We start from the raw sequence: 16,025 nt of genomic DNA on the forward strand, positions 1-16,025 counted from the left end.
AAGCGCTTTTAATTGGGTCACGGCACAAAGACGGACACGATCAGTTGCAGATTGAGCAACGTGATCAACCCAGTCAGCAAATACCCGACCCAGCGGACTCCTGGGGAATTGACGTGATCCCCCATCAAATCGCTCCGATCGGTTAAGGCGACTAAGGGAAAAAGCGTAAACGGCAGCGCGATGCTTAAGGCCACCTGCGCATAGACAATCACCTGTTCAAAGTTATGCTCGCTAAAGCCCATGATGAAGCCGATGATCATGATTGGAATCAAGGTCACTGCCCGCGTCAGCAAGCGTCGTTCCCACAGTGGCATCTGAATGTTAAGGTAGCCTTCCATCACAATTTGTCCGGCTAAGGTGCTGGCGATCGAACTGATCAATCCGGTAATCAGTAAGGCAAACGCGAACAAAGTGCTCATAATCGGGCTGGCAAGACCGCCGACAATGGCTGGATTTTTCAGCCCGTTATACACGCCTTGAAATGCCGTCACGTGGCCACCAACGCCATAAAACAGCGTTGCACCTAACACCAGCAACAACGCATTGATCAAGAACGCCGCCACGAGATGCACGTTGGAGTCCCACTTGCCAAACCGCAGTGCCTCGGTCACCTGCGCCGGAATATGTTCATCGTACCTGCGACTTTGCGCTAGCGAGGAATGCAGGTAAATATTGTGCGGCATAATCGTCGCGCCCATAATTCCCAGGCTAAGCACCAGCATCCCATGATTCGTTAAAATCTCCGTATGCGGTACAAAACCACCAACGATCCCGCCGACTGACGGATGCGCCCGCAGCACCTCGATGCCGAAAATAATGCCTACCGTCAAAATCGAGGCCAACACGATCAGCTCAATGCGCCGTATGCCAAAACGCAAAAAGAACAAGACAACCAGCACATCGGCAATCGTCAGCAACATCCCCCACATCAAAGGCAGCCCGAACAGCAACTTCAGCGCAATCGCAGTGCCCACAACGCCGGTCATATCCGTCGCCATCATCGCCGCTTCATTAATCAACCACAGGCAAATGCGCGCCCATTTTGGCACAAAGGCCGCAATCGCCTGCGCCAGATCCAGCCGCGCGACAACCCCGAGCTTGATCGACAGACTCTGCATAAACATCGCAACTAAAATCGTCATCAACAACACTGACAACAACGCATCATGGTATTTACTGCCACCTTCCAACGCTGTCAGCCAGTTCCCCGGATCCATGTAGCCAACCGCTACCAGCGCACCGGGACCGCTATAAGCCAGAAACTTTTGGAAAAAAGAAGTTTCGTAAACGCCCGGCACCTGCACACTGCGATTAATGTCATCTAGACTGCGCTTGGCCTGTTGCGCCCGCAGTCGGTCATCTTGTTTCATCGTCTTGGGCCTCCGCTGCAACTTTTTCCTTTGCAAGCGATGCCAGTAAATCACAAAACGGTGCACACCCATTCATCGGTCGCACTGATTTAAAGACTTTGCCGCCATTAGCCCGAAATGTCTGGTAGTTTTGAACGTCATTTTCTTCTAGGGTCTCCAGACAATCTGCCACAAAGCTCGGCGTGGTCACCAGTACCCGCCGCTTGCCCAACGCCGCTAACGCCATCAAACGGTTGCGCAAATAAGGTTTTAACCACGGGACCGGGCCAAATTTGGACTGGTAACACATTTCGACCTTCTCCTGTGGTACTTTCTTTAAATAGCGTTTAACGCCTGCAGTCGTGGCTTCACAGGCTTGCTGATAAGGATCACCGTGGCGCACCATGGATGTTGGAATCCCGTGGTAACTCAGGATCACGGTGTCATAGTCATCTTGGCTGTAGGCGTCGTCTAGCTGTTTCGCCAGCAATTGCAAATAAGCCGGCTGATCATAGAATTGATCAATGACCAGCGTCTTAACCCCGGACGCTGCCACTTTGTCTAAAATGGTCTTCGTCGTGCTTTGCGTATACTCGGGAAACAACGGAATGACCACAATCGGATGATCCCCGCGCGCCGCCATATTCTGCAACGTCTCGCCAATGGGGTATTCACCGCCATAAGTCATCGCCATTTGAACATCCCAATCCGGCAACTTCTTTCGCAAACGATCGCGTGTCACCTGGGTATAAGCAATCAGCGGTGACCCGGCTTTGGTCCATTCATGCTGATAAAAGGTCGCTGATCGCCAACTGCGAAAAGGCAGAATGAAACCGCGTAAAATCGGTTGCCACAACATTTTAGGCATCGTGATGACATTCTGATCACTTAAGAATTCCTGCAAATACCGGCGCACATCCCGCGTACTCGGCGAAACCGGCGAACCCAGATTTACAATTAACAACCCTGTTGCCATTTTACTGCCCCCATCATGCGTCAAAATCATAAATTAAGAATAACACAGTGCGCGTTCTTCTGAGGGCGTTTTCTTGCCTATAACCATTCGTTCAAAGCTAACCTCCTCGTGTTTCTATGCTAAACTATCTTTAGAAGTAAACTTTCGAGGAGGCAGCAGGATGGCTACGAAGGGTATTACCGTTTATCTGGTGCGTCACGGCCAAACATGGTTCAATCATTTCAATAAAATGCAAGGTTGGTGCGATTCACCACTGACCGAAAACGGGGTCAAAGACGGCACTAACACTGGTATTATTTTGCGCAATGTCGCGTTCACCCATGCTTATTGCAGTGACACGATGCGGGCAACGCGAACAGCTGATTTGATTTTAAGCAAGAATGTAACCGGCAAGATTCCGCTGACAGTCACGCCATTTTTCCGGGAGCAGTTTTATGGCTATTTTGAAGGCGAGGATTCCGGTCAGACTTGGTACATGGTCGGCTTTCCGCATGGGGCAAAAACGTATCCGGAGATTCTGGAACAATATGGCGTCGATGCCTCAAAGGACTTCATGCACGATGCCGATCCATTCCATGAAGCCGAAGACGCGCGGACTTACTGGACCCGACTTATGAAAGGCTTCCGCCAGTTGCGGTCTGAAAACAAAGAAGGCGACAAGGTGCTCATGGTCAGCCACGGCACCACCATCCGCAGCATTGTCGATAAGTTCGGCAAAAATGATGGCTTTGTGGTCACCGATTCGCCGCGTAATGGGTCGATTAGCAAGATTCTGCTGACCGACACGGGGATTAAAATCTTGAGTTATAACGAGTTTGAGGCTTGATTGTTTCTTGCCGTGCCAAACTCCGCAATCTCCGTCCAGATCGGGGCTGGCGACCGCGAAGCTAGAGTGGTGAGCACGACTTTGAGCCTCAGCAAACCCGGCTGAGTCTCAAAGCTCGGCCTTGTTTTAGGCGGGGCAAAAAACGCCCCACCAACAACAATTTCACAGCTGAGCCCCATCTGGCCTCCGATTGCTCCGCCTTGGCACTAGGATAAAAAAATCACTAAGTATTATAACGGCACGAAATTCATGGTTCCTCTTTGCCTTTTAGTATCAAAAAAGACCACGCAACGCCAAAACTTGGTTGCGTGGTCTTTTACTGTTCAACTGGCAAACATACTAGTTACGACTAGTGTACCAATTCCTTTTCCTTGATTAATGAATCGCCGTGGATGAATTCCGGATTCGGGGTTAAGTCAAAGCGCTGTGCCAACTGTTCCAGATTTTCATCGGTAATTTCGTTGACGAACTTGCCACCTTGCGCCTGAATGGCGGTGTAGATGGTCGCGGCCTTTTCAACGGTTTCGATCAAGCCATAGGTTTCATCAATGGAGTCGCCTGCGCCGAAGATGCCGTGAAGTGGCCAGAGCACGATGCGGTAGGTGCCCATTTTTTCAGCGGTTGCCTGACCGATTTCATTCGTGCCTGGGGTCATGTATGGCAAAACGCCGACACCTTCAGGGAAGACAACAATTGATTCAGCCTGCATCTTCCAGAAGATCCGGCTGAAGAGTTTCTCTTTCCATGGCAACGTGAAGGTCATGGCAATCGTGTTGGTTGGATGGCAATGCATGACAACGCGCTGGTTAGGATCCTTCTTGAGCCGCTGGATGTGAGTCATCAAATGTGCCGGGAACTCACTGGTTGGCTGGCCGCCGTCAGAAAAGCCCCACAGTAAGTCAACACTGTGGCCGTCTTCGGCGATGCGAACAAGCCCTGTGTCACGTTCCGGGAAATCCTTAAGATTCTTGAAATAACGGCCAGTGCCGGTTACCAAGAAGTATTGGCCGGCCAATTCGCTGGCATCGAATTTGATCGGGATGTTGCGCTTAACTTCATGCACATCACCATACTGACTAACTTCCTGTTCAGTCAACCGATAGCTGACATTGCCGCCGTTACGCTCGTCCCAGCCATGTTGATAAAGGTTCCAGGTCACCTTTTGCATTTGTTGAACAAATGGTGAATCAATAAACGCCTGCGTATATTCGGGATTCAAGAAATCCTTTTTTGAATCTGCCATGAAAACGTTCCTTCTTTCCTTATGGTCATCGCCCCGATTGCTTATGAAAACAGTGACAAATAAACAGATGATTCGCTTCGACCCTTGTCAGAAACGGTCAACTGCACTGAATCAGTAGCGCTCTCGGTTTGATTTGTTCTTTATCTTTCTTACAACCCCTATTTTACGAAGCAATGTAAGCGCTCGACCAGACCAAATGTACGCATCAAAATAGCCAAAACGGAACAGATATACATATCGGGAGGCTATATTGTGATGTCAACGGAGGCTGGTTCGGATGATTATAAAAGATGAAAGGCTTAGGCAATAAGTTCCATGCCGTGCCAAACTCCGCAATCTCCGGCCAGCTGTGGGCTGGCGACCGCGAAGCTAGAGTGGTGGGCACGACTTAGAGCCTCTGCAAAACCGGCAGAGGCTCTAAGCTCGGCCTTGTACTACGCCGGGAAGATCGCCCGGCTAGTACAATCTCACCACTGAGCCCCATCTGGCCTACGATTGCTCCGCTTTGGCACTAAGAACTTAATATGCCTAACAAAATTCTACGCAGAAATAAAAGTAATCACACCATCTTTGAAAAGTACGTTTGTCTTTAATATTAAATTATGTCACAACCCTGCTTACGCTTTAGCCGCCAGATCCTTGTTAATGACAATGCTCTGATAGATCCAGACAGTTGCCAAATAATAAAGACCGTACAAGACGATGAATAAGCCAAACGGGACTAACAAATTCGCGTAAGGCTGACTTAGCAAGGTCTTAAACATCTGGAGACCGAATAAAACGTGCACAATGCCGACCAGTCCCGGCAGCAGGAATAGTGCGCCGATTTCCTGGCGAATGGAACGGCGTAGTGCTTGCGGACGGGCGCCGATTTTTTGCAGCATAAGATAGCGACTTTGATCATAATTGGCGCCAGACAAGATTTTGAACATGAGCGTGGACGCCAGCATTGCCAAGAACGCAATGCCTAGGAAGAAGCCCATGAACGCAAGCCCAGAATACATGCCATTGATAATGTCGTAGAAGGCAATCTTTTGATCGGTGTTACTATCGCCAAGCCGCGGATATTGATGCTGCTGCATCGTCACAATTTTTTGAATCGTATCATAATTCTGGTTAAAATCTTTGACTTTGATCGTCGTCAACGTCTGTGCATTTCCAAGCTTGGCAAACGTTGCAGCGTCTGCCACTTTTAATTGCTTGCCGCGATTATTGCCGATGAACACGCCAAAAGCAGTTGGGTAACGCTCGATAACCCGATCGAAGTTGCGGCTGGTAATTTTGATGGCAGGCGCGTTGAGTCCTTTGTCATTCGCTTTGATTTCCAACGGATGGGCATCAATCGCCGCTTTGCTGATGTAAACCGTTTTGGCATCCGACTTGAGCGTGTACTGATGTTTGGCGGTGACACCTTGTAACTTATTGACCTCCGCGCGGGTTGCGGCGTTCGGTGATGTCACCGTCACATCGTAAACCGTGGTTTGATTGACCAACATCGGAATGTCATGGGTAAAACCAAGTCCGACCGTAATCGCGCCTAACGCCAACGCGAACAAAATCGACACGACCGATAGAATCCGGGTATAATCACGAATTCGAAAACTCAGTTGCGATAACGTGAAGGTATGCAACTGCTTAGCTGCGAATTTCTTGTTGCGTTTCATGAGACTAATCAACGCCACAAACACGGAATTAAACAAGAAATAAGTCCCCGCCACGATCGTTACTAGCGCTATCGGAATCGCCATTAACTGGAAAACGGCAATGTTAGCCATGCTATAGTAACCGATCGCCAGCAGCACCAACCCGAGTACAATCTGGATGACAAAGCTAGCCTTGCGCTGCTTAATCCGATTAGGTGTCTGGGCTTGATGTAACAGTGCCATCATCGGCGTTTTCAACAATTTTCCGGCATTGTAGATGGCCGAGAAAATAAACAGAATAATAAAGAAGCCCAGCGTCCATAAAATTGCCGGCACCCAAATTGCGGAAAAACCGGTGGCCGGGGCATGTAACGTTTTGATTAACCACTGGCCGATAAAGGTCGTGCCAACCATCCCAATCGCAATACCGGCAACTGTGGCGAGTAAACCGATCACAACGGTTTCAAGAAAAACGAGCTGACCGATCTTGCGCCCCTTTGCTCCCAGCATCATAAACATGGCGTAATCACGCTGCCGCATACTGAGCAAGAAGCTATTGGCATACACGATATAAACCAGCGTAATGATCGCCAGTAAAATCGCTCCGAACCCAAAGATAAATGGCGTAAAGGCGATCGGAGAATTTTTCGTCAAAAAGCTGGTGTTGGTGGCTAATGCCATGAACATATAAAACACAGCACTGGCAATCACCAAGCCAGAGAATAGCACCGCATAATCGCGAAAACGGTTCTTTAAACCGCCAAGCGCGAGCTTTGTTAACATCATTTTCGCCTCCTACTTCTGGAATGTTCCGAGTGTCTCAAGAATCTCCTGATAAAAGGCTTCTTGACTTTTGTCCCCATGTTTCAGTTCAGAGCCGATCTGCCCGTCTTTAATAAACAAAATCCGACTGGCATAACTAGCCGAGAACGGATCGTGCGTCACCAGCAAAATCGACACGCCTTCATCCTGATTCAAATGGGCCATGGTATCCAGCAATTCGCGGGCCGCGGTGGAATCGAGCGCTCCAGTCGGCTCATCACCAAATAGAATATCGGGCTGCTGAACCAATGCCCGCGCTGCCGCGACCCGCTGCTTTTGACCACCGGAAAGCTCGGTCGGGTAATGATCCAACACCGGTTCAATGCCCAACGTCTGCGCAATTTTATCCACCGCTTCCCCCTGCTTCTTGGCGCTCACGTTCTGCAACGCCAACGGCAACGCGATGTTTTCCCGGCCGGTCAGATTCTCCAGCAAGTTGAAGTCCTGGAAAATGAAGCCGATGCGTTTCGCGCGAAAGTCAGACAGTGCGTTCCCTTTAAGCTTGGTCACGTCATCCCCTTTAATCCGCACGGAACCGGATGTCGGGGTGTCGAGCGTACTCAAAATATTTAATAGGGTGGTTTTCCCCGAGCCGGAAGCGCCCATAATACCGACAAATTCTCCCGGTTCAACTTCAAAACTGACCCCTTTTAACGCGGGGGTCTGCTTCTCCCCGCGTTTACCATAAGTCTTGGTCACATTTTCAACGGTGACAATTGGTTGTTGTTTAGCCATGATGAACCCTCCATTCGCCAAGTCACGGCGCTTGCTTGATTAATTTAATAATAGTAGTTATTAATCAATTTCTCCTGTCCATGCCCTAACAGTTGGCCTTTGAAAACTAACGGGTTTGTTAGTTCCATTAGCTTTTCTTTACTTTTTCCACCAAAATGCCCCGAATCCTTGCTATAATCACTATTGATTCATGAAAATACTTATGAAAGTTGGTTCGTCGTGGGAAAATTTCGCAACAAAGCTCCGGGTCTAGGTTCGCAGTTAGTTCCGCACTCAACCTAGTAAAGGAGTTTGTTTTATATGAACGATTTAGAAAAACCGCAGAAACAATATATTCCCTGGATGGTTGTCGGCCTCATGGATTTTGTGACCGTGATCGGGTTCGACGACATCATCTACAACTTCCAGAATCAAGGCTTAGTCGCCTTCACGAGCTGGATCATCATGACCTTCTTTTATGTTATCCCGTACAACCTGATCGTGGCGCACATGGGATCGACTTTTTCCGAACACGGCGGCGGAATCACCAGCTGGATGCGCGAGACCAATGGCGATACGGTTGGCTACTACGCCGCGTGGTTCTACTGGATTACCGGCCTGCCTTACGTGGTGGACGTCGCCAATTCCGTCGTCATCTCATTTGGCTGGATCACCAATGGCAACGGCAATATTCAAGCTAATCTCGGCAACGCATGGTTCGGCATCCTCACCGCAGTTATCTTCGTGATCTTTATCTGGCTCCAGCACTTCTTTAAAAATAAAAGTCTTGAAATTATGTCGACCATTGGCGGCGGTGCCATGTTTATCATGACCATTTTGTTTGTGGTGATGACGTTTATCGGCCTGTCCAAGGGTGCGCCGATCGCCACCCGCCCGTTTGACTTCAAGGCCTTCATCCCCAAAGACTTCTTCTCGCTGAGTTTCCTGTCGACTTTTGGCCTGTTCGTGTTTGCCATGAACGGTTCGGAACTCGCCGCGCCTTACACCAAGGACATGCGCCATCCCGCGCGTGACTTCCCCAAAGCACTGAAAATGATTGCCATTATGACCATGTTTCTGACCTTATTCGGCACCTTCTCACTAGGGGTCTACTTCAACGCCCATCATCTGCCGAATGATTTGAAAATGAACGGTTCCTACTATGCGTTTCAGGCGATCGGTCGTCAATTCGGCCTCGGCAACAGTCTCATGTATCTTTTCGCCGTGGTTCAAGGCATTTATATGCTCGCCCAACTGGCGGTGATTCTAGATGCTTCTACGCGCGTCTTCCTATCTGACGTTGCCAAACGCTTCATGCCGCGGCAGTTGACCAAAATGAACGAAGACGGCTTGCCGATCAACGGCTATTGGATGACGACAATTCTCTGCGCGTTAATCATGGCGTTGGGCGCTTTGCTGCCGAAAATCAACGATATTTTCAACTGGTTATTGAACCTCAATGGCATTGTGAGTCCCTTGTCGACGTGCTTCCTATTCTGGTCCTACACGATGGTTCGCCTGCATCAGGATCGCTTCCCGACGCCGGATTATACGTTCCTCAAAAATCGTAAAGTCGGCTTGGTTGTCGGTATCTGGATGCTTGGCATTACTTTTCTGCTCGGCACACTCGGCTTCTTCCCGACCGATGCGACGGCTGATACTTTTGCCTTGATGCTGGTGCTGAACATTGTGGTGCCAATCGGGATGGTGGCGCTCGGCGTCTTGATGCCGTGGATTGCCAAGCGTCAGCGTAATGCCGTCAGTGGCCTTGCCTTCAGTCGCAATACCTGGCTCGTCTTTACGGCGCTTAGTCTGGTTGGGCTGATTGCCGCCGCGACCTATGGCATGCATGTCAACTTGCTTAACCACTTAACGCCGGTCATTCAGTGGGCCATTATTATTGCTGTTGATCTGGCCATTGCTGCTGTGGTGATCAAAGTCACCGCAAACGGACGGCATCAACTGTTGGCAACACCGGACGACGAAGCGTAAAACTGCTTGCTGACCTTTTTAAGTGCAAACAACTTTAAAAAATCATGCTCCGGAGACAATTCCGTATCTTCGGAGTTTTTTAATCTGATTGCTTGCCGGTCAGACATTTGGGGCAGCAAGGCTTGCTCGCTGTTATGATGGTTTCCACTGATTTAGCTGTCAACACGGTGATCACTGTCGCGGCGTGATAAGATTAATAGTAAAGAGCGATATTGTTTTTAATTTGTGATGATGCCATTTCTTTTAACAATCGTCACATGTCTTGATAAGTAGGAGGCTGCTATGCTTAGCTACACGATCATTTATAATCCCGCTTCAGGTCACGCAAAGGGCCCAACAGCGGCAGAAGTGCTCAAAGCAAAACTCGAAGATCGCCAGCGGCTGGTCACGATGAAGCCCACAAAAAATGCCGATGATGCGCGTGAGTTTGCTGCCCGGGCACACTCGGATGTTGTTGTTGCAGTTGGCGGCGATGGCACGATTAATCAAGTCGTCGCCGGCCTAGCGCCACGACAACAACCGCCAATCCTAGGCATTTTGCCAGAAGGAACCGTCAACAACCTGGCCAAGGTGCTGCACATCCCCTTACTATTACCCCTCGCTATCAAGAACATCCTCGAAGCCAAACCCCAGCCGCTTGACATCGCGCAAGTCAATGATCGCTACATGGTCAGTACGCTGACGCTTGGCGTTTTGGCCAATGCCGCGCTGTCAGTCACGCAAAAAGAAAAACGCCACTTCGGTCCCATCATCTACTTACTAAAAGGCTTTAAAGTTCTGGCGCAGCACCAGCACTGGCAGTTGCAACTAGACACCGCCCATCACCAATGGAAAAAGGACACCCAATTTCTGCTGGTGACCATGACCAATTCAGTTGGTGGTTTCACCAATGCCGTTCCGGATGCGACGCCTGATGACGGCCATCTACATGTCTTCATCGCGCCTAAACTGGCTTGGTGGCGTTCGCTGCTAGCAATCCCTTACTTCATCACCGGCAACTTTCAGAAACTGCCGGGCATGACCTATTTTAAGACTGAACAGCTCACGATTCAGGCACCTAAAACCCTGCAAAGCAGAGTCGATGGCGATCCGAGTGCGAAGACCCCGCTGAAGCTGGCCGTAATTGCCGATCATATTCAGGTGCTGGCGCCGCCACTTAAATAAACGAACGACGCGTATAACTGCAAACAAAACTTTTCACAACGCAATTCGCTCGCCAGCTAAAATACCGCGTGTTACACTAGTCTTATTCAAATGAAAGGGGTGAATCGCCATGCGGTTACGCAAGGTTGCACCATGACTGATGATCCGTTAGCACCGATCCGCGGCGATGACGCCCGGATCTATGAAAGGAATTTATGACTGAACAAATATCCAATGAAGTAACATCTGAGAATGTTTTGATCGCAGGCATTTCCCGCCAGCAAGCCGATTTCGATTACACCATGACCGAACTCGGTGAATTGGCCAAGGCTGATAACTATACGGTTGTCGGCGAGGTCCGGCAAAACCTTGATCGGGCCGTTGCCGCTACCTATTTTGGCTCCGGCAAAGTCGAAGAAATCCGCGAGCTCGCCAATGTTCGTGACGCCACCACAGTGGTCATTAACGATGAACTCTCACCATCGCAACTGCGCAACCTTGAGAAGCAAACCAAATTGCACGTCATCGACCGCACGCAGCTGATTCTCGATATTTTTGCTGATCGGGCGCGTAGTAAAGCAGCCAAAACGCAAGTCGAAATTGCGCAACTGCAATACGCCTTGCCACGACTGCATCCCAGCGCTAATCGTCTCGATCAGCAGGTCGGCGGCGGTGCCGGTTTTGCAACTCGTGGCTCCGGCGAAACGCAACTTGAACTCGATCGCCGAGTGCTCAATAAGCGCATTAGCCACCTGCGTCAGGAACTCAAAGAAGCCAGCGTTGGCGATCAGGTTCGCCGCGCCCGGCGCGAAGACAATGCAATTCCAGTGGTCGCCTTGGTTGGCTACACCAATGCCGGCAAAAGCACCACGATGAACGGACTCCTGCAACTCTTCGCCGATCGTCCGGAAGACAAACAGGTCTTTGAAAAGGACATGCTATTTGCAACGCTGGACACCAGCGTGCGGCAAATCACCTTGCCAGACAATCGCAAGTTCCTGCTCAGCGACACTGTCGGCTTCGTCTCCAAACTGCCACACAACCTGATTGACAGCTTCAAAGCCACCTTGGCAGAAGCCGCCAACGCCGACCTGCTCATTCAGGTTGTCGACTACTCCGACGAGAACTATCCAGAAATGATGGCCATCACCGAGAAAACCCTCAAGGAAGTGGGCATCCACAACATCCCGATGATCGAAGCTTACAACAAAGCCGATCTACGTGAAGGCACGCGGTATCCGGAAGCCACCGGCCAACGCCTCATCTACTCGGCCCGTGACAAGCGCTCGCTTCAGGCACTCACGCAACTTATCAAAGCTGATTTATTTGGCCAAGATGAAGAACACACGTACCTGATCCCATTCGATCAAGGGCAACTCGTCAACTATCTGAATCAAGAAACTGTGGTTAAAGCCACCGACTACACGGAAGACGGCACCCGCATCACCGCGGTCGTCAATCCGGTTCAGAAAGGTAAGCTGGCTAAGTTTGCGGTTAAGGAAGAAGTTTGAAGCACCTGAGTTAAATCGAATATGAAAAGAGCCTCGCTATCGCTGCTTGAATGTCTCAAGCGGCTTAGCGAGGTTCTTTTTAGTCGATTTGATGCTTTCGTACGGATCATTTGCAGAATGCCAAAGATTATGACAAAATGCCAAACTCATACCCGTTACTGCGGTAATAATCAATAATCCTCGGTAACGTCTTCACAGTCATATCCTTCCCGATAGCATCATGCATCAACACGACCCGCACGTTACTGGTCGGATAAACCGCTAACGACCGCAAATGGTATTGCAACATCGCATCTTCCGTTTTCGGCTCCTGCGCCGGACTCAACGCATCGCCGACCGCCGCGTTCCAATCAACCCAATCAAGCCCCAGTTGCGTCAAACCAGTATCAGCTGCCGCCAGTCCTTTCCAGCTAAAATGGCCACCAGGATAACGCCACAGATGCGTCTCAAAATCAGCGCCTAACACCTGCTTCACCGCTGCCTGCTCCGTTTTGGCCTCATTCTCAATAACCGAAGCGGCGCCGGTTCGTCCCGGATAAAGCAAATTGTAATTGTGCGTCATGCTGTGCAACCCGATACTATTGCCGGCATCATATTCTGCCTTCAACACCGGTGCCGTCTCAGGCGAAAGCTGACGACCTACCACAAAGAATGTGGCATGAACACCTGCTTGATTAAGAATATTCAGAACCTGCGGCGAATTGACCGTGTTCGGGCCATCATCGAAGGTTAAAAACACCACTTTCTTCTTGATGTTGCTGGTATAAGGTGCCGTCATTTCTTTTTTAACTTCGGCGACGGGATAGGCGTAGGCGGTGGCGGCAGGAATGTGGGCTTGACCGATGTTTGACGGCAATTCAGCTGAAGCTTGTTCTCGTTCAGCTTGTTCCGCTGCTCTTCGCTTTCTGCTTGAAGATGCCCGCCGAGACGATGCTTGCGCTTTAGATGTGCTGATGCTGTCAGCCACAGCACGTTCATGACTCGCCTGGCGTGCCCGCGCCTCAGCTGCATGCCGGTCCACCAATGACTTAACGGAAAGCGCCCCCGCCAAAATTAAAGTCAAACCGAGAACGACCAACCACCACTGCCATTTGAAGCTGCTTTTCATGTTTACCCCGCCTATCTTTTAAACGATATCCGGTTTTGAGTTTACCATGAAGGTTGGGGGTACGGGGTAGCGGAAGGCTTGATTTTAATAGTGAGGTCATCGGATTTTCACTTTAACCGCGAGTTTAGCCAAAAATCACTTGAGCTGCTTCTGATTCATCATATAATTCGACTTCATGTAGTATTGAATATCCTCGAACTTTTTAATAGCCTGTTTCTGGCTTTTCCCTGGCTTAGTAGTCAGCTTGCCATTGATCATATAATGATTCTTCTGACCAAATACCGGAACCTGTCCCTCAAGATTCTGCAAAACCTGCATGTACTGCGAACCCTTCCACCCAGCATGAGTAAAGATTTCGGGCAATACGTACATTGGACTGATGGTTGGACCAGTGCCCGAAAAGTCTTTCGCCATTATTTTCTTTGCAGCTTCATTGGCCCACATCACATAAGGCGTGTTGTAGTAATTCTCATAGCCCTCTTGGGTGGATTGCTTTAGATTAATGCCAAGCATTTTGTAAGTCGAATTTTGGTCGCCACCCCACGGATTGTGATCTCCCCAAAATGCCAGAACCACGGGTTGATTTAACCGATCAAGTTTATTTGTCAGCTTTAGAAGTGCATCCGATGTCTCTTTAACGCCGGTTAGATAATTGTTGATGATGGCATAATCGTCTTTGTTGTACCCTTTCTTCCACGGCAACAAAGGATCACCATCGAACTCAGTTGAATACGGGCCATGATTTTGCATGGTCACAGTTTGATTGAAGAACTGCTTACCACTCGCATTCACCTTTTTCAGTTGTTTGACCAGATCATTGAAAACCTTCGTGTCAGGAACAACATCGACGTCAGCAACATGTTGGTCATAGTAGTTATCCCTGAACAATGTCTTTTGAAAGCCTAGATAGCGGTCGATATTCTGCCGGTTGTAGAACCATGCGTCACCAGGATGCATAAATCTAGTGACATATTTTTGTTCATTAAAATACTGAACAAAAGAATTGGTCATGCCATTGATTGGGCTTAGTTCAGAAAAACCGGTCAATACCTTACGTTCAGTATCAACAGTGCCACCACCAAAGATGGTTGTTGTTAATTGACCTGCCATTCCTTCAGAGGCCACCTGATGAAGTCCAGCATAAACAGAGGGATCAATTTCCAAATCTGACCATTTTGAAAAATCTTGAAAAGCTTCCAACTGAATCGTAATCACATTGAGCCGTTTATCTGCAGGGATATCTTGGTACTGATAAGCGCTCAATGCCTTCTTTGCAGTGGCGGCATTATAACCTTCTGGCACAATCACCCAGTCATTTTTGACCGAATGAATGAACGAGAACATATAACCATTGACGACATACCGATCGGCGTCTGGCCCCCAAGGATCGTTGTTAGCTAAAGTGTAGTAATCATCGACTAGATAATAATGATTCATCATAAATACGGAGCTTATAAACACCAACCCCAGCGTTAGCAGGCGAACCCACCAGCGAAGCGTTGTTGTTTTCAAAAAACGACCTACAATCACTGCCAGAATCAACAAAACAGCTATAACCAAAAAGTATTTGACGGGTGGAATATAGCTGTATCTTGAACCCATGTTACTAGCCTCTGACGCCAACGAAATATCCGAATACTCAAATGGATAATCGCGATATTGCAACATAAAATAGTTAACGAGCGCAACGACGATCGCTAGAACCTGCCCCACAAGAATTGCGATTGTTACGCGATTAAATAGCAAATATCCTATCAGCATGAAAACAAAAATAGGCAGAATGTTTAATAAAATTAAACGCAGGCTCTTAAAGACAACATTAGTGAGATCGAGGTTATAGGCGGCTGAAGCCATATAAATCGTGACCACAGCAGTGAAGGTTGCCATAGCAAACAAAGCCACCACGTTTCTTAAAAACAGAACAGTTTGATAGCGGTTGAAGCCTTTAAAGCTGGAAAAGAAATGCTGATTTGCATAGATTCGGGTTATATTTTCAAACGAAGTATGATGCACGAACGTTTTAAAAAAACGCGGCGACACCACTAACGATTCCGGCTGTAAAAAAGCTATTTTAGCACTGAGCGTTCGGGCTTTTGGTAAGCGTAAGCCTTTCTCATCAATATCCAAACCGACGATGCGTGAATCTGGTACTAGCCAATTCAACATGAATACCGGCACATCAGCAACAATAAAAGTAGTAGCTTTGACACGACGTCGACTGCGGTTGCTTAAACGTCGGCCAAATTGTCGCCACTTTTTTTCCGGCAATGGTTCATTTATGAAATAGCGCCAGTATTTGACCTGATAATCCAGTTCGTCTAACCGATGCAACCAAAAAAGCAACCTAGTGATTAGTATGGGAAAGACAATCCAGAATCGCCACGGCTTATAGCGCAAGTAAAAGGTAAGCATCGCAGTTTTAACATTCAATCGATTGAAACGCGTATCCAGATCAATCACTTAACAGAACCTCCCATAAAAGACGGCCGTCCCCCAACGGCCTTTATAAATAAGTTTATAAAAGAAGCGTAGACAGTATATGAAAATAATCATATCATGTTCATCTTGCAAAAGGTACTGCAACTCTTAAAGCTGTCACATGATGCCGATATCTTGGCCCACCTGACTTATCCAAAAACGACAAAACGTTCAGACACACAGAAAACCTCGGGCGCTCCGCTATCTAAAATATTATTTC

The 16,025-nt window shown here is 48.6% G+C and carries 11 protein-coding genes; 4 read left to right on the top strand and 7 right to left on the bottom strand.

Annotation, left to right across the window (positions count from 1 at the left end; genetic code table 11):
• Window positions 1-17: 17 nt before the first annotated feature.
• Both LHUE1_RS00450 and hemH read right to left on the bottom strand, forming a co-directional pair.
• On the bottom strand, window positions 18-1,370 hold the full coding sequence (locus LHUE1_RS00450) for an Nramp family divalent metal transporter (protein WP_277848149.1): 1,353 nt from the start codon (window positions 1,368-1,370) through the stop codon (window positions 18-20).
• Window positions 1,357-2,325, bottom strand: coding sequence for a ferrochelatase (hemH, locus tag LHUE1_RS00455; protein ID WP_049170998.1), 969 nt, complete (start codon window positions 2,323-2,325; stop codon window positions 1,357-1,359). Before hemH ends, LHUE1_RS00450 begins: the two co-directional genes overlap by 14 nt.
• A gap of 160 nt (window positions 2,326-2,485) precedes the next feature.
• Here hemH and LHUE1_RS00460 point away from each other — a divergent pair, with 160 nt between their 5' ends.
• Window positions 2,486-3,151 (top strand): histidine phosphatase family protein, encoded by a 666-nt coding sequence (locus tag LHUE1_RS00460; RefSeq protein WP_010491473.1) that lies wholly within the window; start codon window positions 2,486-2,488, stop codon window positions 3,149-3,151.
• 349 nt (window positions 3,152-3,500) lie between these two features.
• Here the strand turns inward: LHUE1_RS00460 and rhaD are convergent, their stop codons facing one another.
• The 3 genes from rhaD to LHUE1_RS00475 all read right to left on the bottom strand — a co-directional run bounded on the left by rhaD (window position 3,501) and on the right by LHUE1_RS00475 (window position 7,594).
• Window positions 3,501-4,394, bottom strand: a complete 894-nt coding sequence (gene rhaD, locus LHUE1_RS00465) for a rhamnulose-1-phosphate aldolase (protein WP_277848150.1) — start codon at window positions 4,392-4,394, stop codon at window positions 3,501-3,503.
• A 617-nt stretch (window positions 4,395-5,011) separates the two neighbouring features.
• Window positions 5,012-6,820 carry an FtsX-like permease family protein gene (locus LHUE1_RS00470; protein WP_049170220.1) on the bottom strand — a complete coding sequence of 603 codons (1,809 nt, stop codon included), beginning with the start codon at window positions 6,818-6,820 and terminating at the stop codon, window positions 5,012-5,014.
• 12 nt (window positions 6,821-6,832) lie between these two features.
• Window positions 6,833-7,594 carry an ABC transporter ATP-binding protein gene (locus LHUE1_RS00475; RefSeq protein WP_277848151.1) on the bottom strand — a complete coding sequence of 254 codons (762 nt, stop codon included), beginning with the start codon at window positions 7,592-7,594 and terminating at the stop codon, window positions 6,833-6,835.
• A gap of 300 nt (window positions 7,595-7,894) precedes the next feature.
• On the opposite strand from LHUE1_RS00475, the gene LHUE1_RS00480 reads away from it, so the two are divergent.
• From LHUE1_RS00480 to hflX, 3 genes are all read left to right on the top strand, one after another.
• On the top strand, window positions 7,895-9,565 hold the full coding sequence (locus LHUE1_RS00480) for an APC family permease (protein ID WP_025013441.1): 1,671 nt from the start codon (window positions 7,895-7,897) through the stop codon (window positions 9,563-9,565).
• Window positions 9,566-9,847: 282 nt separating this feature from the next.
• On the top strand, window positions 9,848-10,729 hold the full coding sequence (locus tag LHUE1_RS00485; protein ID WP_049170218.1) for a diacylglycerol/lipid kinase family protein: 882 nt from the start codon (window positions 9,848-9,850) through the stop codon (window positions 10,727-10,729).
• Window positions 10,730-10,923: 194 nt separating this feature from the next.
• Window positions 10,924-12,219 carry a GTPase HflX gene (gene hflX / locus LHUE1_RS00490; protein ID WP_049170216.1) on the top strand — a complete coding sequence of 432 codons (1,296 nt, stop codon included), beginning with the start codon at window positions 10,924-10,926 and terminating at the stop codon, window positions 12,217-12,219.
• 127 nt (window positions 12,220-12,346) lie between these two features.
• Here the strand turns inward: hflX and LHUE1_RS00495 are convergent, their stop codons facing one another.
• Window positions 12,347-13,327, bottom strand: coding sequence for a polysaccharide deacetylase family protein (locus LHUE1_RS00495; RefSeq protein WP_049170214.1), 981 nt, complete (start codon window positions 13,325-13,327; stop codon window positions 12,347-12,349).
• Window positions 13,328-13,462: 135 nt separating this feature from the next.
• On the bottom strand, window positions 13,463-15,787 hold the full coding sequence (locus tag LHUE1_RS00500; protein ID WP_049170212.1) for an LTA synthase family protein: 2,325 nt from the start codon (window positions 15,785-15,787) through the stop codon (window positions 13,463-13,465).
• Between the last annotated feature and the right edge of the window lie 238 nt (window positions 15,788-16,025).

The sequence above is a fragment of the Lacticaseibacillus huelsenbergensis genome (genome assembly GCF_029726355.1).
Taxonomy (GTDB): Bacteria; Bacillota; Bacilli; order Lactobacillales; family Lactobacillaceae; genus Lacticaseibacillus; species Lacticaseibacillus casei.